This window comes from Paraburkholderia sp. BR10882, assembly GCF_040948855.1.
In the GTDB taxonomy this organism is placed as follows: Bacteria; Pseudomonadota; Gammaproteobacteria; order Burkholderiales; family Burkholderiaceae; genus Paraburkholderia; species Paraburkholderia nodosa_A.
The window spans coordinates 673,252-693,263 of record NZ_JBFPKP010000002.1; the positions used below are offsets into that span (position 1 = coordinate 673,252).

The 20,012-nt window shown below is 65.2% G+C and carries 19 protein-coding genes and 1 pseudogene; 11 read left to right on the top strand and 9 right to left on the bottom strand.

The window, feature by feature from the left end; translation table 11 throughout:
• Nucleotides 1-8: 8 nt before the first annotated feature.
• A complete protein-coding gene (locus tag AB3X99_RS08025; protein ID WP_069261601.1) occupies nucleotides 9-1,241 on the bottom strand; it encodes an ABC transporter substrate-binding protein in 1,233 nt (410 codons plus the stop codon).
• A gap of 289 nt (nucleotides 1,242-1,530) precedes the next feature.
• Here AB3X99_RS08025 and AB3X99_RS08030 point away from each other — a divergent pair, with 289 nt between their 5' ends.
• From AB3X99_RS08030 to AB3X99_RS08040, 3 genes are all read left to right on the top strand, one after another.
• Nucleotides 1,531-2,313 (top strand): SDR family oxidoreductase, encoded by a 783-nt coding sequence (locus AB3X99_RS08030; RefSeq protein ID WP_368616599.1) that lies wholly within the window; start codon nucleotides 1,531-1,533, stop codon nucleotides 2,311-2,313.
• Between the two features lie 61 nt (nucleotides 2,314-2,374).
• A complete protein-coding gene (locus AB3X99_RS08035) occupies nucleotides 2,375-3,436 on the top strand; it encodes an ABC transporter ATP-binding protein (RefSeq protein WP_069261603.1) in 1,062 nt (353 codons plus the stop codon).
• 76 nt (nucleotides 3,437-3,512) lie between these two features.
• A complete protein-coding gene (locus AB3X99_RS08040) occupies nucleotides 3,513-4,424 on the top strand; it encodes a MurR/RpiR family transcriptional regulator (RefSeq protein WP_069261604.1) in 912 nt (303 codons plus the stop codon).
• 11 nt (nucleotides 4,425-4,435) lie between these two features.
• Here AB3X99_RS08040 and AB3X99_RS08045 read toward each other — a convergent pair whose 3' ends face one another.
• The 3 genes from AB3X99_RS08045 to AB3X99_RS08055 are packed head-to-tail and all read right to left on the bottom strand — an operon-like array spanning nucleotide 4,436 to nucleotide 7,675.
• A complete protein-coding gene (locus AB3X99_RS08045; RefSeq protein ID WP_368616600.1) occupies nucleotides 4,436-5,887 on the bottom strand; it encodes a cytochrome P450 in 1,452 nt (483 codons plus the stop codon).
• A gap of 49 nt (nucleotides 5,888-5,936) precedes the next feature.
• Nucleotides 5,937-6,743 (bottom strand): IclR family transcriptional regulator, encoded by an 807-nt coding sequence (locus tag AB3X99_RS08050; RefSeq protein ID WP_368606066.1) that lies wholly within the window; start codon nucleotides 6,741-6,743, stop codon nucleotides 5,937-5,939.
• A 59-nt stretch (nucleotides 6,744-6,802) separates the two neighbouring features.
• Nucleotides 6,803-7,675 carry an IclR family transcriptional regulator gene (locus tag AB3X99_RS08055; protein WP_368616601.1) on the bottom strand — a complete coding sequence of 291 codons (873 nt, stop codon included), beginning with the start codon at nucleotides 7,673-7,675 and terminating at the stop codon, nucleotides 6,803-6,805.
• 274 nt (nucleotides 7,676-7,949) lie between these two features.
• On the opposite strand from AB3X99_RS08055, the gene AB3X99_RS08060 reads away from it, so the two are divergent.
• From AB3X99_RS08060 to AB3X99_RS08085, 6 genes are all read left to right on the top strand, one after another.
• The gene (locus AB3X99_RS08060) at nucleotides 7,950-8,909 is read left to right on the top strand and encodes an MBL fold metallo-hydrolase (protein ID WP_368616602.1); all 960 of its coding nucleotides are present in this window, start codon (nucleotides 7,950-7,952) and stop codon (nucleotides 8,907-8,909) included.
• Nucleotides 8,910-8,946: 37 nt separating this feature from the next.
• The gene (locus AB3X99_RS08065) at nucleotides 8,947-10,659 is read left to right on the top strand and encodes an FAD-dependent oxidoreductase (RefSeq protein WP_368616603.1); all 1,713 of its coding nucleotides are present in this window, start codon (nucleotides 8,947-8,949) and stop codon (nucleotides 10,657-10,659) included.
• A gap of 18 nt (nucleotides 10,660-10,677) precedes the next feature.
• Nucleotides 10,678-10,908, top strand: a complete 231-nt coding sequence (locus AB3X99_RS08070) for a DUF2783 domain-containing protein (RefSeq protein ID WP_069261610.1) — start codon at nucleotides 10,678-10,680, stop codon at nucleotides 10,906-10,908.
• A gap of 317 nt (nucleotides 10,909-11,225) precedes the next feature.
• Complete coding sequence (locus AB3X99_RS08075; RefSeq protein ID WP_368616604.1) at nucleotides 11,226-12,452, top strand: Crp/Fnr family transcriptional regulator; 1,227 nt, start codon at nucleotides 11,226-11,228, stop codon at nucleotides 12,450-12,452.
• Between the two features lie 14 nt (nucleotides 12,453-12,466).
• A complete protein-coding gene (locus tag AB3X99_RS08080; RefSeq protein ID WP_368606055.1) occupies nucleotides 12,467-13,270 on the top strand; it encodes a flagellar motor protein in 804 nt (267 codons plus the stop codon).
• A 6-nt stretch (nucleotides 13,271-13,276) separates the two neighbouring features.
• On the top strand, nucleotides 13,277-13,939 hold the full coding sequence (locus tag AB3X99_RS08085) for an OmpA family protein (RefSeq protein ID WP_069261613.1): 663 nt from the start codon (nucleotides 13,277-13,279) through the stop codon (nucleotides 13,937-13,939).
• Nucleotides 13,940-13,978: 39 nt separating this feature from the next.
• Here AB3X99_RS08085 and AB3X99_RS08090 read toward each other — a convergent pair whose 3' ends face one another.
• Nucleotides 13,979-14,461 carry an Lrp/AsnC family transcriptional regulator gene (locus AB3X99_RS08090; protein WP_028202732.1) on the bottom strand — a complete coding sequence of 161 codons (483 nt, stop codon included), beginning with the start codon at nucleotides 14,459-14,461 and terminating at the stop codon, nucleotides 13,979-13,981.
• 404 nt (nucleotides 14,462-14,865) lie between these two features.
• On the opposite strand from AB3X99_RS08090, the gene AB3X99_RS08095 reads away from it, so the two are divergent.
• Complete coding sequence (locus AB3X99_RS08095; RefSeq protein ID WP_368616605.1) at nucleotides 14,866-15,492, top strand: LysE family translocator; 627 nt, start codon at nucleotides 14,866-14,868, stop codon at nucleotides 15,490-15,492.
• A gap of 74 nt (nucleotides 15,493-15,566) precedes the next feature.
• Here the strand turns inward: AB3X99_RS08095 and AB3X99_RS08100 are convergent, their stop codons facing one another.
• Nucleotides 15,567-16,649 (bottom strand): DUF2242 domain-containing protein, encoded by a 1,083-nt coding sequence (locus AB3X99_RS08100; protein WP_342946804.1) that lies wholly within the window; start codon nucleotides 16,647-16,649, stop codon nucleotides 15,567-15,569.
• 385 nt (nucleotides 16,650-17,034) lie between these two features.
• Nucleotides 17,035-17,178, bottom strand: a pseudogene (locus AB3X99_RS08105) (branched-chain amino acid ABC transporter substrate-binding protein); the annotation flags it as partial.
• Between the two features lie 11 nt (nucleotides 17,179-17,189).
• Between AB3X99_RS08105 and AB3X99_RS08110 the strand changes: the two are divergent.
• Nucleotides 17,190-17,525 (top strand): FCD domain-containing protein, encoded by a 336-nt coding sequence (locus AB3X99_RS08110; protein WP_368606067.1) that lies wholly within the window; start codon nucleotides 17,190-17,192, stop codon nucleotides 17,523-17,525.
• A gap of 96 nt (nucleotides 17,526-17,621) precedes the next feature.
• On the opposite strand, the gene AB3X99_RS08115 is transcribed toward AB3X99_RS08110, so the two are convergent.
• The gene (locus AB3X99_RS08115) at nucleotides 17,622-18,977 is read right to left on the bottom strand and encodes an APC family permease (protein ID WP_342946802.1); all 1,356 of its coding nucleotides are present in this window, start codon (nucleotides 18,975-18,977) and stop codon (nucleotides 17,622-17,624) included.
• Between the two features lie 123 nt (nucleotides 18,978-19,100).
• Nucleotides 19,101-19,931 carry a carbon-nitrogen hydrolase family protein gene (locus AB3X99_RS08120; RefSeq protein WP_368616606.1) on the bottom strand — a complete coding sequence of 277 codons (831 nt, stop codon included), beginning with the start codon at nucleotides 19,929-19,931 and terminating at the stop codon, nucleotides 19,101-19,103.
• Between the last annotated feature and the right edge of the window lie 81 nt (nucleotides 19,932-20,012).

Below are 20,012 nucleotides of genomic sequence, written 5' to 3' on the forward strand. Positions count from 1 at the left end.
TGCCAGACTTACTTGCCGAGCGACTTGTTCGCTTCGGTGGCCGCCTGGTTCAGCGCATCGGCGGGCTTGGCCTTGCCAAGGTAGACCGACTGCATCGCGTTGGTCACGGCCTTGGCGGTGTCTTCCCAGCCCGTCACGGTGGGCGCGAACTTCGCATGCGGCAGCAGCGCGATGAAGGCTTGCGTGTCCGGATTCTGGAAAGCCGGGTCGCTCGCTTCAGCCTTCGTGGTCGGCAGGAAGCCTTCCGTGCTCGTGAACTGCACGCGCGGTTCCTTCGTGAACAGGAAGTCCAGGAACTTCCAGGCGCTCTGCTTCACCTTGGAGTTCTTGAACATCATGATCGAGTCGGTCACCGCGTAGGTGGCGGGCGTCGTGGCTACCGGGATCGGGTCGATGCCGTACTTGATGTTCGGTGCTTCCTTCTGCAACTGCTTGGCGAGGAACGGCGCCGAGATCATCATCGCCACGCGGCCCTGCTTGAAGAGGTTCTGCACGTCTTCACGGCTGTAGCCCGTCACGCCCGGCTGCGTGAGACCTTCGTCGATCATGGACTTGTAGAGCGTTGCGGCCTTCACGCCAGCCGGCGAGTTGAATGCCGCCTTGCCGTCCTTGCCCACCACTTCGCCGCCGTGGGTCCACAACGCGTAGTAGAAATACACGTCGGTTTCGATTTCCTTGCCCTGCAGACCGAAGCCCGCAATGCCCTTCGCCTTGAGCTTCTTCGACGCGTCGATCACGTCGTTCCACGTCTTCGGGCCTTGCGGATAGCCAACCGAAGCGAGCATGTCCTTGTTGTAGTACAGCGCGCGCGCCGAAGCGGCGATCGGCAGGCCGTAGGTCTTGCCGTTGATCTGACCCGGGGCCAGGAACGGACCGATGAAGCGGCCCTTGAAGTTCGCGTCCATGTACGGGTCGAGCGGCTCGGCAATGTCGTCCTTCACGAAGTCGAGGAGCCACCGCGTGCCGATGATCGCGAGGTCGGCGTTCGCGCCGCCGGAGATGTCCGTTTGCAGCTTCTGTTGCAGCGAGTCCCAGTTCACGTCTTCGATCTTGATCGTGATGCCTGGATTGGCGGCCTCGAACTGCTTGGCCATTTTCTCGAAGTACGGCGCGGTGGCGTCGCTGTAGTGGGCGACGGTCACGCGGACCGTATCGGCGTGCGCCGCGGCGGTGATGCCGGCGAACGCTAGCGCGACGGCGAGCTTGCCGAGCATGGTGGTTGCACGTGCCTGAAACGACATTCTCTTTCTCCTAAGTGGTTGTTCCTGCTTATGTCGCCGCCGTGACCCGGCTGCTGGGTTGCGTTGTTTGAAAAAATCCTACAGGATGAAAAAAGCGTTGTCACCTGGTAAACTCGATATTGTTTCGAGCGCCGGAATTTGCATAACATGCTGTAAAACAGGGGAAATTCATGCGCTGCAGCAGCGGCGTGCGCTCGGTATAAACCCGCATACGGACCATTGTCCATATTCGTATGTAGGAAATTTTCAGGCTCTCCGGCAAGGCTGGCGAGCCGCACGGAGAGTCGACATGAGCCGGGTGGTGCTGGTGACGGGCGCGAGCGGCGGCATAGGCCGCGCGCTATGCAAACGGTTTCTGGAAGCGGGCGACACGGTGCTCGCGCTCGACCGCGACGCGGCGGGCGTGCAACAGCTCGCGGCCGAATTCGGCGAAGCGGGCGCGGCGCGCCTCGAACCGCTCGCCGCCGACGTGAGCGATCAAGCCGCCGTAACCGCAGCCGTTGCGCGCGGCGTGGCGGCGCGCGGCCCGGTCGACGTGGCCGTGGCGACCGCGGGCGGCGCGCTCGGCACGACGCTCGCGCATACCGACGCCGCGAGCTGGCGGCGCGACATCGACCTGAATCTGAACGGGACCTACTACACGGTCGAAGCCGTGCGCGCCTCGATGATCGAGCGCCGGCGCGGCGCGCTCGTGCTGATCGGCTCGGTGAACGGCCTGTCGGCGCTCGGCCACCCCGCGTATAGCGCGGCGAAGGCGGGCCTCGTGAGCTACACGAAGGCGCTCGCCATGGAGCTGGGCCCGCACGGCATACGCGCGAACATCGTTTGCCCCGGCACGGTGAAGACGCCCGCGTGGCGCGCGCGCATCGAGCAGCATCCAAAGATATTCGAAGAACTGAGCAAGTGGTATCCGCTAGGCGACGTGGCCACGCCCGAGGATATCGCCGACGCCGTGCAGTTTCTCGCCTCGCCGCAAGCACGCGTGATCACGGGCGTGGCGCTGCCCGTGGATGCGGGCCTCATGGCGGGCAACCGGATGATGGCGAACGAACTGACGCTCGATCCGTTCTGAGGCGCGCACGCGGCGAATTGATCTGAGCGACCTGACAAGACTTCACGCAAACGAGGACAGCATGGCAGCGGTACAACTGAACGGCATCTACAAGCGTTATGGCGACACCCAGGTCGTGCACGGCGTCGACCTCGACATCGAAGACGGCGAATTCGTCGTGCTCGTCGGTCCCTCGGGTTGCGGCAAGACCACGGTGATGCGCATGATCGCCGGCCTCGAAGACATCTCCGGCGGCGACCTCACCATCGGCGGCACGCGCGCGAACGCATTGCCGCCGCAGCAGCGCAATATCTCGATGGTGTTCCAGAGCTACGCGCTGTACCCGCATCTGTCGGTGTACGACAACATCGCGTTCGGTCCGCGCATTCGCAAGGAGCGCGAGAATGGTTTCAAGCCGCGCATCGAAGCCGCCGCGAAAATGCTCAACCTGTCGAGCTACCTGGAGCGCCTGCCGCGCGCGCTCTCGGGCGGCCAGCGCCAGCGTGTCGCCATGGGGCGCGCCGTGGTGCGCGAGCCCGCGCTGTTCCTGTTCGACGAACCGCTTTCGAACCTCGACGCCAAGCTGCGCGTGCAGATGCGCACCGAGATCAAGGCGCTGCACCAGCGTCTGCGCAACACGGTGGTGTACGTCACGCACGACCAGATCGAGGCGATGACGATGGCCGACCGCATCGTCGTGATGAACGCGGGGCGCATCGAACAGATCGGCCGCCCGCTCGACCTCTACGACAAACCGGGCAACCTGTTCGTGGCGAGCTTCCTCGGCTCGCCTTCGATGAATTTTGCCGAGGGCACGGTGATGAGCGATGCGCGCGGCACGGCGCTCGTGCTCGAAGACGGCGTGCGTATTGCGCTGCCGGAAGGCAAGGCCCAGGCGGGGGCGCGCGTGACGCTCGGCGTGCGGCCCGAGCACATCGAGGCGGGCGGCGACGTGCCATTCACCGTCGATGTGATCGAGCCGACTGGCGCCGAGACCCACTTGTACGGGAAAATAGGCGCGACCACATGGTGTGTCACCACGCGCGCGCGCCCGGACGTTTCTCCGGGCCAGCGCATGACGCTAGGTTTGCCTTTGGCGCACCTGCATCTGTTCGATACTGAAAGCGGCAAGCGGCTCGATTGAAGCGGAAGCACGCATCGAAACTGGATAGCGGGCCCTCATGTGAGCAGAACCTGGTATCTTCCACGGGAAAAACAGCTTGCCGGTCTCCAACCTGATCCATCACATCCGCAATGTCGCGGAGTCGCTGCGTCCCGCCGAGCGCAAGGTCGCGGAGATGGTGCTCGCCGACATCGACTTCGCCATGCGCGGGAGCATCACCGAACTCGCGTTGCGCGCGGACGTGTCCGAGCCCTCCGTCACGCGCTTTTGCCGCGCGGTGGGCGCGCACGGCCTGCGCGACTTCAAGATGCGGCTCGCGCAGAGCGCGGCGGGCAACGTGCCCTTCGCGCTCGCCACCGAGATGACGGGCGGCGAGGCGAGCGGCGCCGGGTGGGCCGGCGAAGTCGGCACCCTGCTCGACAAGGTGACGGAGTCGGTCGTGCAGGGCGTGACCCACGCGCGCGCTTCACTCGATACGGCGGTGTTCGAGGCTGCCGTCGCGGCGCTCTCCAGCGCGCGTCGCGTGTACTTTTTCGGCGTGGGCGCGGGTTCTGGGCTCGTTGCGCAAGACGCGGCGCTGCGCCTGCTACGGCTCGACATCGCCGCGAGCGCGTTCACGGATGCGCATCTGCAGCGCCTTTACGCGGCGCTGCTCGAACCTGGCGACGTGGCGTTCGCGATCTCCCAGTCGGGGCGCAGCGTGGAAGTGAACGAGAGCATTCAGATCGCCAAGGAGCGCGGCGCGACGACCATCGCGCTCACGAGTGCGGGTTCGCGTCTCGCGTGGGTGGTCGATATTCCACTCTTGCTGCGCGTGCCCGCCGCGAGCGATGCACACGCGCCCGCCGTGGTGCGCATCGCGCATCTCGCGGTGCTCGATGCGCTCGCGCTAGGCGTGTCGCTCGGGCTCGGGCCCAAGGCGCTTGCCAAGATGCGCGACGCCCAGGCGCGCAGCGATGGCGCGCCCGACGATGCCTCCACGGTTGGCACACCCGAAGACGGGCGTTGACGCGTTGAAGCTTACGCAGCCGCAGCGCCTTCGCGCGGCTTGAGCTTCACCGGCATCGTATCCGGCACCATCGTAAACGCCTGCACTTCCTGAATCTTTGCGGGATCGATCGCCAGTTCGATCGTGAACGACTTCATCAGCATCGAGAGCGCGAGGCGCATTTCCACCGTCGCGAGATGGCGGCCAGGGCACACGCGCGGCCCGGCGCCGAACTGCAGATACGCGCGCACGTCATGGGCTTTTCCATCGTCGGCTTCGCGTTCGCCGCGCTTCATCCAGCGCCACGGATCGTAACGCTGTGGATCGGCGAAATGCTTCGCGTCGAGCATGGCGGGACGCGCGACGAAGAACATGCGCGTGCCCTTGGGCAACGCCACGTTGTCCACCACGACATCTTCGAGCGGCTCGAACGAATGCACCGACGCCACAGGACGCAGACGCGTGGCTTCGATACAGATCGCCTCGAAAATATCGAGGTCTTTCAACGTGCCGTAGTCGGGACAGACCGTCGAATTGCCGAGCACGCGTGAGGCTTCGTCGCCGAGATGCCGCTGCAAGGCCGGATCCGTGGCGAGGTAGGGCAGCGTCCACGCGATAGAGTCAGCGGTCGTGTCTTCGCCCGCGATCAGGAGCGTGAGCACGTTTGCGTGGATCTGCGCGTCGCTGATGGTCGTTTCGCCGCCCGGCGCCTGCTGCTGCGAGAGCATCGCTTCGAGCAGATTGCGCGGCGTTTCCGACGGCTCGTCGCGCATGCGGTCGCGGGCGCGCGCCATCATCGCGTTGACGTAGCGGTGCACTTCCTCGAGCGAGCGCTCGAGCTTGCGGTCCGCCGGCAGTTTGACATATCGCCAGTACGGAAAGAGCGCGTTGGTGCGCCTCATCACGCCCGGCAGGATGCGCTCCAGGTGCTCCTGAATCACGCCGTGATCGCGCTCGAGCGTGCGCGGATCTTCGCCGAACGCGAGCGCGCTCGTAACGTCCACGGTGTAGCGCTTGAGGTCGTCGGTCATCTCGACGGTTTCGCCGCGCTCGGCCGCGCGTTGCCAGCGGGTGTGAAGACGCTGCGTGATATCGGCCAGCGTGGGGTAGAACGCCTTGATGTTGGGTATCGAGAGCGCCTGCATCACGAGCTTGCGTTGCGGTTCCCACGCAACGCCTTCTGCCGAGAAAAGGCCGTTGAAACCCATCTCCTCGAACACCGCTTCGATCGGCTGATAGCGGCGGAAGCGATGCGGGCGCTCGCGCATGATTTGCTGGATCAGCTCGGTATCGGTCCAGATCGTGATGGGGATGCCGCCCACCTGGAAGCGGTAGGGCGCGCCGAGTTCGGCGGCCCATTGCTCGAGGATCAAATGCAGACGCGGTGGCGAAAGCTGCAGCAGATTGCCTAGCAGCGGCAGGCCGCGCGGGCAGGGCAGGTCGGCGATCTGGCGCAATGCTTGTCCGGTGGATGCCGTGCTCATGGGGTGGTTCTCATCATGTGGTCGTTTTTATATCGCGTGCGAAAGGCGCTCATAGCGGCGCGGCCGCCGCGCCTTCCATGTAACCGAAGCGCCGCGAGAGGCGTTCCGCGGCGGCGATCAGCAGTTGCGTTGCCGTGCCTTCGCGTGCGATGTCGAGGCTGCCGGAAGGGCCCATCACCGCGAGCACGAGGCACACGCCGCCGGTGTGGTCGAACACGGGCGCGGTCACGGTGCTGATGCCGGGAATGGGTTTGTCGAGCGCCGTGTCCACGCCCTCGGCGCGAATCGCGGCGAGCCGCGCGAGGTAGGCGGGCGTGGCGCCTTCGCGCGGCTTCGCGCCAGCGAGCCGCAGTTCGTCCTGGGCGAGGAAGGCTGCGCGCACATCGTCGTCGACCCATGCGGCGAACACGCGACCGATCGACGTGTTCACGAGCGACATCACCGTGCCGGGGCGCAGGCTCACGTGCAGCGGCAGCGCCGATTCTTCGAGGCGCACGACGGTCGGGCCGAGCGGCCCCGGCACCGCGAGCGCGACGCTCATCGCGGTGGCGGCGGCGAGGCCCACCAGCTCGGCATCGGCTTCGCGAACCGGCGAAAGACGCGCAAGGCCGATCAGGCCAAGTTCGAGACTGAGCGGTCCCGCTTCGTAGCGGCCCGCCGCGTCGCGCGCGAGCAGGCCGATCTTCTGCAGGCTCACGAGGTGCGGGAAAGCCTTGGCGGGCGCCATCCCCGCGGCGGCGGCGAGGTCGCGCAGCGGCAAGGGCGTGCCCGCCGCGACGAGCGCGGCGAGCAGCTCGCCCGTGACATCGAGTGACTGGATGCCGCGTTGCGGTTTGTCGGCGGCCTCGGCTGCCATGCCGGTTGCGGCGTCTTCGCCGGCGGCTTGCGTTGCGTCGTCGCGCGCAGGCCTGGAGCTTACTCGGGGCATGTCGGTGTCGATGAAAAAGCGGCGGCGGTGATTTCGGCAGCGGCGTCGCGCAGCGCGCGCACGACCGCGCCGTTCGCGCGCACGTCGATCACGCCGGTCGCGCCGATAGCGGTGAGGGTGAGGCCCAGTTCTTGTCCAGGGCCGAGCACGGGCACGCACACGCTGCTGACGCCGGGGCTGGGCGCGTCGATGGCGGGTTCGTAGCCGCGTGCACGGATGGCGTCGAGCGAGGCGAGGAAGGCGGCATCCGGCGTGCTTTCCGAGGGCGCGCCGGCGGCACTGGCCACGTGGCTGGTGCCGCGCCACACCGGCTGCGCGGTTTGCGTGGCCCATGCGGCTTCGAGCGCCTCGGGCGCGAGGAACGCGCAGAACATGCGGCCCGTAGCCGTGGCCCGCAGCGACATCACCGTGCCTACGTGCAGGTTCACGTGCAGCGGCAGGCTCGCGTGCTCGTAGCGCACGATAGTCGGCCCCTGCGGCCCGGCAATGCATAGTGCAACGCTGCAGTTGAGCGCCTGCGCGAGCGCGGCGGCGCGCGGCACGGCCTCGCGCAGCGCCGGTTGCTGCGCCAGATGCAGCAGGCCGAGGCGCAGCGCGAGCGGGCCGGGTTCATAGCGCCCCGAAAGCGCGTCGCGCTTGATGAGCCCGAGGCGCGTCAGGCTCACGAGATAGGCATGCGCCTGGCTCGACGGAATGTCGCCGCTCGCCGCGAGTTCGGTGGCGCCAAGCGGCGCGCGCGCGTCGGCGAGGGCGCGCAGCAGGCGTCCGCCTACTTCCACGCTCTGGATGCCGCGCTGCGTGCGGGCGGCCGTCGCGCTGCTTTCCGGCGCGGACGCAGCGCTTTCATTGCGACGTCTCATTGCGCTTTTCTCTGGCTGAAAAAGGGTCCATGTTAACTGAACGGCGGCAGGCGTACGGACTGCAGCGTGCTTTGGTCGGAAATTAGCATATAGCGATGTAATTCGCTATTGACAAATAAAAACGGGAAGACCATGATGGCCTCACCCCGGCACAACAGCGGTCCAATTCAATTTCAAACGGGGCGAGACAACCCGGGCTGGCCCCCAACGCGCCCGGCCCGGGCGCGCTTCGCCCCGCCCCGGCTTCAAGAGCCCCTCGATACGGAGACTCAACATGGCAAAGGCGTTCGCATCCCAGGCCGACCTCGAAGAAAAGAAGGTCACCTTCACGCAGCTCTCGGAAAACGCATACGCGTACACCACGGAAGGCGACCCCAACTCGGGCGTCATCATCGGCGACGACGGCGTGCTGATCGTCGACACCACGGCCACGCCCGCCATGGCGCAGGACCTTATCGCGAAGATTCGCACCGTCACCGACAAGCCCATCAAATACGTCGTGCTCTCGCACTATCACGCGGTGCGCGTCCTGGGCGCTTCGGCGTACTTCAAGGAAGGCGCGCAGCAGATCATCGCGAGCCGCGGCACGTATGAAATGATCGTCGAGCGCGGCGAAGCCGACATGAAGTCGGAAATCGAGCGCTTCCCGCGCCTGTTCTCGGGCGTCGAAACGGTGCCGGGCCTCACATGGCCCACGCTCGTGTTCGAGAAGGAAATCACGCTGTTCCTCGGCAAGCTCGAAGTGAAGATCGCGCACCTCGGCTCGGGTCACACGAAGGGCGACACGGTCGTATGGCTGCCGCAGCAGAAGGTGCTGTTCTCGGGCGACCTCGTCGAATACGACGCTGCGTGCTATTGCGGCGACGCTCAACTCGCCGAGTGGCCCGCCACGCTGGAAGCGCTGCGCTCGCTTGGCGCTGAAAAGCTCGTGCCGGGCCGCGGCCCCGCGCTGCTCAATCCTGCGGAAGTCAACAAGGGTCTCGATTACACGAAGGACTTCGTGACTACGCTGCTCGCGCAAGGCCGCGCCGCCGTGGCGCAGAAGCTCGACCTGAAAGGTGCGATGTCGCTCACGCGCGAGGCAATGGACCCGAAGTTCGGCCACGTGTTCATCTACGAGCATTGCCTGCCGTTCGATGTGACGCGCGCATATGACGAGGCGAGCGGCATTACGCATCCGCGCATCTGGACGGCACAGCGCGACAAGGAGATGTGGGACGCGCTGCAGGACTGAAGCGACAAACGTCTGGAATACGTGGCAGGAGACAAGAATGATCGACTATCAGACGCTGACCTTCGACTACGCGCGATGCAGCGAACAAACTCCGGACGCCGCCGTGTGCGTGCGTCCGGTCGTGGTGGTCGGCGCGGGGCCAGTGGGTCTCGCGACGGCCATCGACCTCGCGCGGCAAGGTGTACCGGTGGTGCTCGTCGACGACGACTGCACGCTTTCCACGGGCTCGCGCGCCATCTGCTTTTCCAAGCGCTCGCTCGATATCTTCGACCGCCTCGGCTGCGGCGACCGCATGGTCGAAAAGGGCGTGAGCTGGAACGTCGGCAAGGTGTTCCGCAAGGACGAACTCGTCTACACGTTCAACCTGCTGCCCGAAAGCGGCCATCATCGGCCGGCTTTCGTGAATCTTCAGCAGTACTATGTGGAAGGCTACCTGCTCGAACGTGCGCAGGCGTTGCCGAACCTCGAAATCCGCTGGAAAAACAAGGTGACGGGCGTCGCGCAGCATGGCACGCCGGGTGCCGCGGATGCGCACGTCGCGCTCGAAATCGAAACGCCCGACGGCCCATACACGCTGCTCGCGCGCTACGTCGTGGCCGCCGACGGCTCGCGCAGCCCGTTGCGCAAACTGCTCGGCCTCGACAGCCACGGCCGCACCTTCAAGGACCGCTTCCTGATCGCCGACGTGAAGATGGAAGCGGACTTCCCCACCGAACGCTGGTTCTGGTTCGATCCGCCGTTCCATCCGAACCAGTCGGTGCTGCTGCATCGCCAGCCCGACAACGTCTGGCGCATCGACTTCCAGCTCGGCTGGGACGCCGACCCGGTGCTCGAAAAAACGCCCGAGCGCGTGATTCCGCGCGTGCGCGCGCTGCTCGGGCCCGACGTGAAGTTCGAGCTGGAGTGGGTGAGCATCTACACGTTCTCGTGTCTGCGCATGGACAGCTTCCGCCAGGGCAACGTGCTGTTCGCGGGCGACTCGGCGCATCTGGTTTCGCCGTTCGGCGCGCGCGGTGCGAATAGCGGCTTTCAGGACGGCGAGAACCTCGCATGGAAGCTCGCGATGGTGCTGGAGAACCACGCGCCCGACGCGCTGCTCGACACCTACGCGAGCGAGCGCGAATATGCAGCCGACGAAAACATCCGCAACTCCACGCGCTCGACCGACTTCATCACGCCCAAGAGCGCGGTGAGCCGCGTGTTCCGCGACGCCGTGCTCACGCTCGCCCGCGAGCATGCGTTTGCGCGGCAACTCGTGAACAGCGGCCGGCTTTCCGTGCCGGCGGTGTTGCGCGAATCGACCTTGAACACGCCCGACGAAGAGACGTTCGACGGACAGATGGAGCCAGGCGCTTCGTGCGCAGACGCGCCGGTGCAAAACGTAGCGGGCGGCGAAAGCTGGCTGCTCGCGCATCTGGGCGACCAGTTCGCGGGCCTCGTGTTCAGCCGCGCGGGCTCGGCGTTCGATACCGCAACGCTCGACACGCTGCAGGCGCTCTCGCGTTCCGCGGTGCCGCTCAAGTTCGTGGTGATGCTCGAAGGCAACGCGGCTGTGCCCGCGGGTCTGCCTGCATCGACCGCGGTGCTGCGCGACGTGCACGGGCTGGCGGCGCAGCGCTACGGCGCGCAGGACGGCGCGTTCTATCTGATTCGTCCGGACCAGCACGTGAGCGCGCGCTGGCGGCGCGCCGATGCGGCGCGCGTGCAGAGCGCGCTCAAGCGGGCGCTGTGCGTGCAAGGCACGGCATAGAGGAACGAGGAGGCAACCATGCTGAACACCCAACCGAATCTGGCAAGACCGGACGACTTTTATGAAGCGCTGATCGACATGCATCGCGATCTCGACGAGGCGCAGAGTCAATCTGTCAATGCGCAGCTGATCCTGCTGCTCGCGAACCACATCGGCGAGCACGAAACGCTGATGCAAGCGCTTCGCTTCGCGCGCGCAGGCGTGAGCGCGCCGGCGAGCAACGGCGACACGGGAAAACTTGCGGCGTGAAAGCCTGAAAGAGACCGATAGCGTTGACACATGCGGCCAGTGCGAACTGGCCGCATTCATTTGCCCCACCTAATTCATCGCCCATTTGCGGCACTTCTCGCGCAAGCAATCGTTTGCGTTTGCAAAGCGCGCATGACACCTCGGCGCACTGGCTCGCGTCACCGACTTTCGGCATGCTTTCCACGCGTGCCATCTATGCAAGCTGATTCAAGAACGCCTTGGGAAACGCCGTAAACGCGACACATAGCACTCACTTCGCAAACGCATAAGATAGTCAGACAAATGCGGGCGATGGAATCGTTTTCCGGGGATACAACTTGAATCGCAGCAGTCAAACATGGTCGCGTACGGCGGCGCCGGGCGAGGTCATTTATTCGGAAGGCTTTGCAGGCGAACGGTTGATCTTCGTGATCGCCGACGGCAAGGTCGAAATCTCCACCCGCTGCGACGACAAGAAAGTCGTCATGGCCACGCTCGGACGCGGCGAATTTTTCGGCGAGACTGCGCTGCTCAGCGCGGAACCGCGGCCGAACACGGCGAAGGCGCTTAGCTTTTGCCAGCTGACCGTCGTGCCGGCGAACCTCATCGAAGAGGAACTCGAACGCGTCACCCCGATGCTGCGCCATGTGGTGCGCACGCTCACGCGGCGCGTCAAGGCGAAGGACGATCTGCTCGCCACCTACACCCATGCGGACTTCATGCCGGGCGTACTGTCGTACGCGCATGTGCTCGCGTTGATCGCAGGGGCGAGCGATCGCGCCGAAGGCGGCGATACCTGGTCGCGACAGGGCGCGAGTGGTGCCGAAGTGAGCGTGCCGCTCGCCGACGTCGTGCAGAAATGCCGTGCCGTGGCCGGCCATTCTCGTCCGCATGTGATGGCCATGCTCCGGCGCATGGAGAAGCTCAATCTCGTCGCGATGCAAAGCGGGCAGGCCACGCATCTCGCCAACAATGCGGCAGCGGCAGAAGGCGCGTTGGGCCGCCAGGTGGTGACGTTCGACCCCGTACGCATCGTGGAGCGCGCGACGCAGGTCGCAGACAGCGATCTCGATGTGTCGATCAACAGCGAACTCGAACTGATCGAGCTGGGCGATCTCGAAGCGCTGATCGGCGTGGAGCGCAAGGTCATTCTCAACAAGCTCTCGCACGCCGAAATCGCCGATGAGGTCTTCGCGTTCCGCAAGTCGAAGGTGCTGAACTTCGTCGAGCAAAAGGGCGTGGCGTATTTCTCGAAGCGCACGGGGCGAGGCTCGGGCGAACTCAAGTCGCTCGACGATCTGTTGTTCGTCGATCAACGCACGCTGTTCGAAGCCGTGAGCGCACTCGATACCTACGATCTCGCGAAACTGCTCGCCTCGATCGAAGATCAGGCCGTATCCGAGCGCCTGCTCTCGGTAATGGCGGACGCACGCAAGAATGAAGTGTCGTGGGTCATGCGCCGCGACATCAAGATCGATCCCGTGGAAGTCGAAGATATCGAGCAGCGCCTGCTTGAAGCGGTGCGTGCACTCAAGTCGCCTGGCGGACGCCAGGCAGATCGCTGAGTTGGGAGACACGCATGGATCTGCTTACCCTGATCGGTATCGCCATTGGCGCGCTCGCTGTGGTCGCGGGCTTCTCGCTCGAAGGCGGCCATTTCGTCACGCTGCTCCAGCCCGAGGCGCTGGCCATCGTGCTGGGCGGCACGCTCGGCGCCGTGATGATCCAGAACACGTGGGCGCGCTTCTTCGACGCCATCAAGCATTTGCGCATGGCGTTCGTGAAAGCGCCGCGCGTCGATGAAGCGAGCCTCGCCGCCGTGCTGGAGTGGGGCGATCAGGCCAAGCTCAACGGACTGCTCGCATTCGAGTCGATGGACCTGCAGGGCATTCATCCGTTCGCGCGGCGCGGGCTCGAACTGCTTGCGAGCGGTGTTTCGACCGCCGTGCTCGAAGATGCGCTCCAGCGCGAACTCGAAGCCTCCGGGCGCAAGCACATGGCGGCGGCGCGCGTGTGGCAGCAGGCGGGCGGCTATGCGCCCACGTTCGGCATTCTCGGCTCGGTGCTCGGCCTCATTCAGGTCACGGGGCATCTGATCGAGCCTGCCGAACTCGGGCCCGGCATTGCCGTGGCCTTCATCGCCACGCTGTACGGACTTGCTTTCGCGAACCTCGTTTTTCTGCCGCTGTATGGCAAGATGCGCGCGCATATCGAAAGCGAACTGCGCTTGCGCAAGCTCTATCTCGACGGGCTGCTCGCCATTTCGCGCAAGGAGTCGCCGCACACGATCGCCACGCGTCTCGCTGGCGAGGTGGGCGGCAAGAGCGGCGGTTTGCAGGGCGAAGCGAACGTATGGGCGCTGGACACCACGCACGCGAGCTGACCGCCCATGCTTTCCGATAAAGACCTGCCGCTCACGGCACAGTTCGATCACGACGAGGACGAGGGCGGCGAATCGAGTTCCGGCCGCTGGCTCATTTCCTACGCGGACCTGATCACGACGCTGATGGTGCTGTTCCTCGCGCTCTACGCGATGCAGCTGGCGAAGCATAAGGAATCCGAAATACGATCGGCAGCGCAATCGACGAGCACGGCGGCAGCGGCCGTGAAAATGCCTGCCGTCGATCAGGCATTGCTCGCCGCGCTCGAAACGCTGCGCCAGCGCGGCGAAATCACGATCGTGCCGGCGGCGCGCGGCGTGGAGATCGGCATCAACGCGAAGATCCTGTTCAACGCGGGCGATGCCACGCTGCTGCCCGAATCGCTTGGCGTGCTGGGCCGTATCGCCGAGGTGTTGCGCGCGGCGCCGGCGGGCAACATCCTCGTGGAAGGGCACACCGACAGCACGCCGATCTCGAACGCGAAATTCGCGTCGAACTGGGAACTCTCATCGGCGCGTGCGGGCGCGGTGGTGCGCTATCTGGTCGAGCGCGGCATCGAACCTCACCGGCTCGCCGCGATTGGCCGCGCCGACAACTTCCCGCTCGTGGCAGGCAACGACCCCGCGAGCCGCGCGCTGAACCGGCGCGTGACGCTGATCGTGCAGCGCTGAAGCTCATGCCCTACGCGTGATCGCCAAAGCAAACGCGCGTCACACTTGCATGGACGGCACGTCCTTCATGCAGCGCAAGGCGAACATCGACCGGCTGTGGCGAATGCTCGAGATGCGATAGAGCTTCTCGCGCAGGAAGCGTTCGTAACCGGCGGTGCCATCGACCGCCACCTTGATCCAGTAGTCGTACTCGCCGGAGACGAGATAGGCCTCCAGCACTTCGGGCAGCGCCGCGAGTTCTGCGCCGAAGCGCGCGAGTGCGTCGTCTTCGTGACGGTCGAGCGTCACTTCCAGAATCACGATGTCGGCGTAGCCCAGCTTTTGCTGGTTCACGAGCGCGACATAGCCGTCGATATAGCCATCGGCTTCGAGCTGGCGCGTGCGGTTCCAGCACGCGGTGGTGGACATGCCCACTTGCTCTGCCAGTTCGGCGTTCGAAAGTCGGGCGTTCTTTTGCAGGGCGCTGAGGATCTTGCGGTCCTGGTTGTCGAGCGCTTTGGGCGGGCGTTCACGAGGGCTCATGGCGAAAAAGAATCTTGTTCAGGTTGTGGCAATTTTAACGGAAGAAGATTCCGTCAATTGGCCAATTCTGCCTGAAAACCGGAAGCCTATACACGCTATTCCCCGGTATATTTTCCGCATGCCTTCTTGCCTGGCACGACCCACGCGGCCACCTCCCCGCAGTGGGAAGCGCCGTCGCAGCCACGAGCCGCGGCGGTCCGTCAGGGCCGTTTCCGTTGCATTCTGCGGCGGCTACCGGGCGTTGCGTGCGTTCACCGCGCTGCCAGCAATGTCCGGTCAGGCAGATGGCATTTGAAAACCGCGCTTTCGCGCGGTTTTTTGTTGCCCGTTTTCGATACCCGTTTTTAATAACCCCGGCGACCCCGAGCGCCGTTCGTCATCCGTCTTCGCCAGCACGCCCCGCAATGTCGATCCAGCTGTATCTCTCTTTTCTCGCCGCCGCGCTCGTCCTTGTCTACACGCCCGGTCCCGTCAACGTGCTCACCATGAGCCAGGCGCTCCATGCCGGCTGGCGTCACGCGCTGCCCTGCGTCTGGGGCGGCACGCTCGCGGTGCTGCTCCAGCTCGCTGTGACGGCGCTGTGCCTCAATTCGCTGCTGCTCATTAGTGAGCATTCACTTACGGTATTGCGATGGCTGGGCGCGGCCTACCTTGTCTGGCTGGGCGGCAAGCAGTGGCGCAGCCGCTCCTTGACGGGCACGGATGCCCCTGCCGAAGCCGATGGCGCGAGCCGTCGCGATTTGTTCTGGCGCGGTTTCGCGACTTCCGGGCTCAACCCGAAGACCTTGCTGTTCTTCCCGTCGTTTTTCCCGCAGTTCATGAGCGCCGATGCGCCCTGGAGCGCCAATCGTCAATATTTGCTGCTGGCGGCGACGTTCGCGCTGCTGTTTGCGGGCGGCGTGGCTTCGATGGCGCTCTTTTCGCACCGGCTGCGCCACGTGCTGCAGCGGCCGAGGCGCATGCGCGCCGTGAATCGCCTGATGGGCAGCCTGCTCGTGGGTATGGGCGCGATGATGGCCGGGTTGCGCTGAGCGCGCAGGCGGCGGATGGCTCGCGCGGGCGCGCGAACCGGCTGGCGTGACGCGGGTTTGGCGCGCGGCGATGCTTAAGGCGACGTGGTCGATGCGGCCGGCGCTGCGGTCGGCATGGCCGCTGAGCGTGTTGCCGGTTCCGCTGGCACGCTCTGGGGGCCGGAGGTCGTCGAGGCCGAGGCGAGCGTTTGTGCCGTCGCTACGCTAGCCGACGTCGCCACGGGCGTCGCGGCATTGTGAGTGGTCACACTCGTCGCGAGCGCCGCAGATTGCGGGTTTGCCGCAACCGGCGCCGGCACACCCATGATCGCCGCCGCGGTTGCGGCGCCGTGGTCGACCGGTGCGGATGCACCCGGCGCGGAAGCGGCAGGCGCAGGCGCCGCCGTGGCAGGCGCCGGCGTTGGCGCGGGCGCAGCCGGTGGCGCTGTCACAACCGGCGCGGCCGGCAGCGCGTTGCTGTGCAACACCGCCGCACCCGTCGCCGCAGCCGCCGCAGCGGCGGCCGGCGCAGCCGACCCGACCGTGGTCGCGGCGGGCGCGGCGCTTGCCGTGACCGGCTCAATGGGCGGCGGCAACGGCGAAATCTTGATCGCGCCGCCGCCCGGCACAGGCTCGCTGCGCGCCGAAGCGCTCAAATAGCGCCCCACCAGATCGAAGAAGCGCGAGTAAAACGGGCCCGACTGGATCGTCTCGCTCGAAATCTTGACCATCTCGTCGCTGTTCGAGCGAATCGGCAGCGAAACCGACCCCAGAATCGAGAGCCCCACGCTCGCCGACGTATCGCTCTTCTTGAGCGCGTAGCCGTTCTGCACGGCGTTCACGTACACCATGCTCGTATTGCTCGCGTCGCCCGGCGTGCAGACCACGTGCACCTCCACGACGATGTGCTGATCCAACGTCGGCTGGAAGTTCTTCGTGGCGTCGACGGTGTCGTCGCGCGTCATCGTCGTCATGTAGCCCTGGCTCAGCAGTGCGCGGCGCGACGATTCGCAGGCGTCAGTGCTCGCGTAGTTGAAGCTGCGCGAGAACTGGCTGGGCGCGGTGCTCAGCAGTTGATCTTCCTGGAACTTGGGCTTGGGCGAGGAGCACGCGCCGAGCGCAGCAGCCAGCGTCACCGTGATGACGGCGAGAGCGGCGCTGCGAAGCGGGACGGGCAAACGAGGGAAAACTTTTAAAAAACGGGACATATTCGGGGCAAACAGGGCAGCAATGCGGCATTGCATCGGACGGCATGCATTGTAGTTCGGTTCCGCTGCGCACGACCGAACGCTCGTTTTTTCGAGGCATTTCGAAAGCCGGACGAAGGCGTCTCGAAGCTTACATCCCACATGACAAAAAAAACGGGCTTCCGCCCAACGCGAAAGCCCGTATCGAGCCAGCGCCCGGGACAGCGAGCGGAGAAGAGAACCCGCTGGCGTGCGCCGCAGCCGGGTACCGCCGGCTGTTCTGTGCGCGATGCGCCAAATCGTCCGAGCCACACCTGGCGCCGCGCCCGCAACGCGGCGTGAGTGGGGGCTCACTTCATCGGTTCACTTCGTCGCCTTACTTCGTGCCGACCGTCGTGAGCGGCTGCCACTTGCCGTTCACGACCTTGTAGACCGTCACGCCGCCGTATTTGAGGTCGCCGTACTGGTCGTAGGCCAGCTCGTTCGTGGTCACGCCCTTCATCTCCGTCGTTTTGAGCAGACATCGACGTGATGAAACGCATTCTCGCGGTGTACGACGCCGCTTCGTCGCCCGCGGAGTGGGCCGAATGCAACCGCCAGTTCCATCTCGCGCTGTGCGCGCCCGCGAATAACGCGCGGCTGCGCAAGATGATCGAGGAGTACTGCCTGAGCACGACGAATCGATATCCGCACCTGCGCATGTCGCTCGATACGGAGAAGAACGAGGTGCAAAGCGATCACTACGCGATCGTCGATGCCTGCAAACGGCGCGACGTGGATGAAGTGGTGGCGCTCATCGAGCGGCATATTCTCGACACCAGGCGCGAGGTGATGGCCGCGGCGCGGCTGGCTGGTCTGGATAGCTAAGCGTTTCTTCTCGCTGCGCAGAATGGAAAAACGGCGAGCGCCCGTAAGGACGCTCGCCGTTTTCCTTGAAGCAGACTTGCGTGTGAAGCGTTGCGCTTACACCGCCATTTCGGGCGGCGCCTGGCGGAAGCACCGCGTGATCCAGCCGAGGTACACGAGGCCGAGCACGAACCAGATCACGCCGAGCACGATGGCGGTCTTTTCGAGGCTGCACAGCAGCCAGATGTCGGTCACGGCGCCGATCAGCGGGAACACCAGACCGCCGAGCAACCCAAAGCCACGCGTGCCCGCCGCGCCGCTGAAGTACTGGCGGATCACGCACAGATTCACCGAAGTGAACGCGAGGAACGCGCCGAAGTTGATGAACGAGGTGGACGTGGCCACGTCGAGCTTCAGCGCGATCAAACCGACGATACCGGCAATCGCGATGTTGATCGCAGGCGTGCGAAAGCGCGGGTGGATGTAGCCGAAGATCGACTTCGGCAGCACTTCATCGCGGCCCATCGCGTAGAGCAGACGCCCCACGCTGGCCTGCGCCGAGATGCCCGAGGCGAACTGCGCGAGGATCAGGCCCGCGAGGAAAATCGTCACGAAGATATCGCCGCCCACTTTGCGAGCGATTTCGAACGCGGCCGAATCGGGGTCCTTGAACACGGCGCCCGGGTGCGCGAGCTGCAGCGTGTACGCGGCGATCACGAAGATCGCGCCGCCCACCAGCGCGATCAGCACGATGGCGCGCGGGATGGTCTTTTCGGGCTCGATGGTTTCCTCGGTGAGCGTGGAAACGGCGTCGAAGCCGAGGTACGAATACGCGGCGATCGCAGCGCCCGCCATCGTGGCCGAGAGCGGCACGTGCGGCTGGAAGAACGGCTGCGCCGTGATGAGCCCGCCCGGGCCTGCGGCCGCGGAGGCGTAGTGCAAACACAGGACAACGAACATTGCTGCGATGCCGAGCTGCACGATCATCAGCACGATGTTGAAACGCGCGGCGAGTTCGATGCCGATGACGTTCAGCACACTCGTGAGCACGATGAACGCGACGATCCAGATCCACGTGGGCACGCTCGGAAACGCCGCGCCAAGATACGCCGCGCCGATCAGCCAGATCACCATCGGCAGGAAGAAGTAATCGAGCAGGGTGGCCCAGCCGATCATGAAGCCCAGGTGCGAATTGAAGCTCTTGCGCGTGTACGTGTAGGCCGAACCCGCCACCGGGAAAAGACGCGCGAGCTTGCCGTAGCTGAGCGCCGTGAAGACGATGGCGACTAGCGCGATGAGATACGCGAGGGCGGCGGTGTCCTGGCTCGCGCCTGCGAGCACGCCGTAGGTGCCGTAGACGATCAGCGGCGCCATATAGGCGAGGCCGAACAGGAGCACGGACGGCAGGCCGAGCGTGCGCTTCAGGTGAGGTTCTTGAGTGCCGCGTTCATGCGACGGCGAGGCAGGCTTCATGATGCAGTTGTCTCCTGGGTGCTGCGGTTCTGGCAGGCATGGGCGAGCCTGGCGAGCCGCGCAGGGCGGCTTGCCGGATCGCTGGTTGCCGGGCTTGTTACCGGGTATTAGTGCTACGCGCCTTTAACGCGTGCGCGGGCGGATGTTGAGCGAGCGACGGCCTTGCGCGTCGTTCTCGTCCGCGAGATTGAGCGCAATGCGTGCGTCGTGCAGATAGCTGTAGTGTTCGCGGCTTTGCGCGAGCAGCGCGCGATCCACTTTCGCGTGCAGCACCGCGTCTTCGTTCTTCAACTCGCAGAGCACGTCGCCGAACGGGCTCACGAGCGCTGTTTCGCCGGGGAACGTGAGGTTGTCGTCGCCGTGACCGACGCGGTTCACGAGCGCGGCGAACATCTGGTTCTCCATTGCGCGCGCAACGATCGCGCGGCGATGCACGGGGCCGAACGGATCCATATTGCCGTTCGTGACGACGAGCATTTCCGCGCCGAGCGAGGCCACGGCGCGCGCCGTTTCGGGAAACTCGATGTCGTAGCAAATCAGGAGACCCACGGTCATGCCCTTGAATTCGCACACCTCGAAGTGGTCGCCGGGCGTGAATACGCCCACGTCCGTGGCCCACAGATGCGTCTTGCGGTAGCGCAGCGCGATGTCGCCGCGTTCGTCGATCAGCACCGTCGTGTTGTAGAAGCGGTCGCCGTCGCGCTCGGCAAGGCCGACCGCCACGCCGATCTTCGCGGCGCGAGCGGCGTCACGCACTTTGCTCAAAGACGGACCTTCGAGCGATTCGGCTACGTCGCGCACGTTTTCGCGGGTGGGAAAGCCCGTGAGCGTGGCTTCGGGGAAGACGATGAGATCGCTGCCTTCATGGCTTTTGGCCATAGCGTCGAGTACGCGGGCGAGGTTGGGAGCGACTGCGCCGTCCACGATCGGGATCTGCGCGAGTTCGAGTTGCATGCCTGTCTCCTTCCTTATGTATTACGTAAAGCACCGCGTGGGCGTCTGGAGCCGCTATTATCTCCACGATATTTTTGTCGA

What these genes read in the sequence shown, in the direction of transcription:
- AB3X99_RS08025 (WP_069261601.1), bottom strand. Translation starts at nt 1,241, where the DNA reads ATGTCGTTTCAGGCACGTGCAACCACCATGCTCGGCAAGCTCGCCGTC.
- AB3X99_RS08030 (WP_368616599.1), top strand. Translation starts at nt 1,531, where the DNA reads ATGAGCCGGGTGGTGCTGGTGACGGGCGCGAGCGGCGGCATAGGCCGC.
- AB3X99_RS08035 (WP_069261603.1), top strand. Translation starts at nt 2,375, where the DNA reads ATGGCAGCGGTACAACTGAACGGCATCTACAAGCGTTATGGCGACACC.
- AB3X99_RS08045 (WP_368616600.1), bottom strand. Translation starts at nt 5,887, where the DNA reads ATGAGCACGGCATCCACCGGACAAGCATTGCGCCAGATCGCCGACCTG.
- AB3X99_RS08050 (WP_368606066.1), bottom strand. Translation starts at nt 6,743, where the DNA reads ATGGCAGCCGAGGCCGCCGACAAACCGCAACGCGGCATCCAGTCACTC.
- AB3X99_RS08055 (WP_368616601.1), bottom strand. Translation starts at nt 7,675, where the DNA reads ATGAGACGTCGCAATGAAAGCGCTGCGTCCGCGCCGGAAAGCAGCGCG.
- AB3X99_RS08060 (WP_368616602.1), top strand. Translation starts at nt 7,950, where the DNA reads ATGGCAAAGGCGTTCGCATCCCAGGCCGACCTCGAAGAAAAGAAGGTC.
- AB3X99_RS08065 (WP_368616603.1), top strand. Translation starts at nt 8,947, where the DNA reads ATGATCGACTATCAGACGCTGACCTTCGACTACGCGCGATGCAGCGAA.
- AB3X99_RS08070 (WP_069261610.1), top strand. Translation starts at nt 10,678, where the DNA reads ATGCTGAACACCCAACCGAATCTGGCAAGACCGGACGACTTTTATGAA.
- AB3X99_RS08080 (WP_368606055.1), top strand. Translation starts at nt 12,467, where the DNA reads ATGGATCTGCTTACCCTGATCGGTATCGCCATTGGCGCGCTCGCTGTG.
- AB3X99_RS08085 (WP_069261613.1), top strand. Translation starts at nt 13,277, where the DNA reads ATGCTTTCCGATAAAGACCTGCCGCTCACGGCACAGTTCGATCACGAC.
- AB3X99_RS08090 (WP_028202732.1), bottom strand. Translation starts at nt 14,461, where the DNA reads ATGAGCCCTCGTGAACGCCCGCCCAAAGCGCTCGACAACCAGGACCGC.
- AB3X99_RS08095 (WP_368616605.1), top strand. Translation starts at nt 14,866, where the DNA reads ATGTCGATCCAGCTGTATCTCTCTTTTCTCGCCGCCGCGCTCGTCCTT.
- AB3X99_RS08110 (WP_368606067.1), top strand. Translation starts at nt 17,190, where the DNA reads ATGAAACGCATTCTCGCGGTGTACGACGCCGCTTCGTCGCCCGCGGAG.
- AB3X99_RS08115 (WP_342946802.1), bottom strand. Translation starts at nt 18,977, where the DNA reads ATGAAGCCTGCCTCGCCGTCGCATGAACGCGGCACTCAAGAACCTCAC.
- AB3X99_RS08120 (WP_368616606.1), bottom strand. Translation starts at nt 19,931, where the DNA reads ATGCAACTCGAACTCGCGCAGATCCCGATCGTGGACGGCGCAGTCGCT.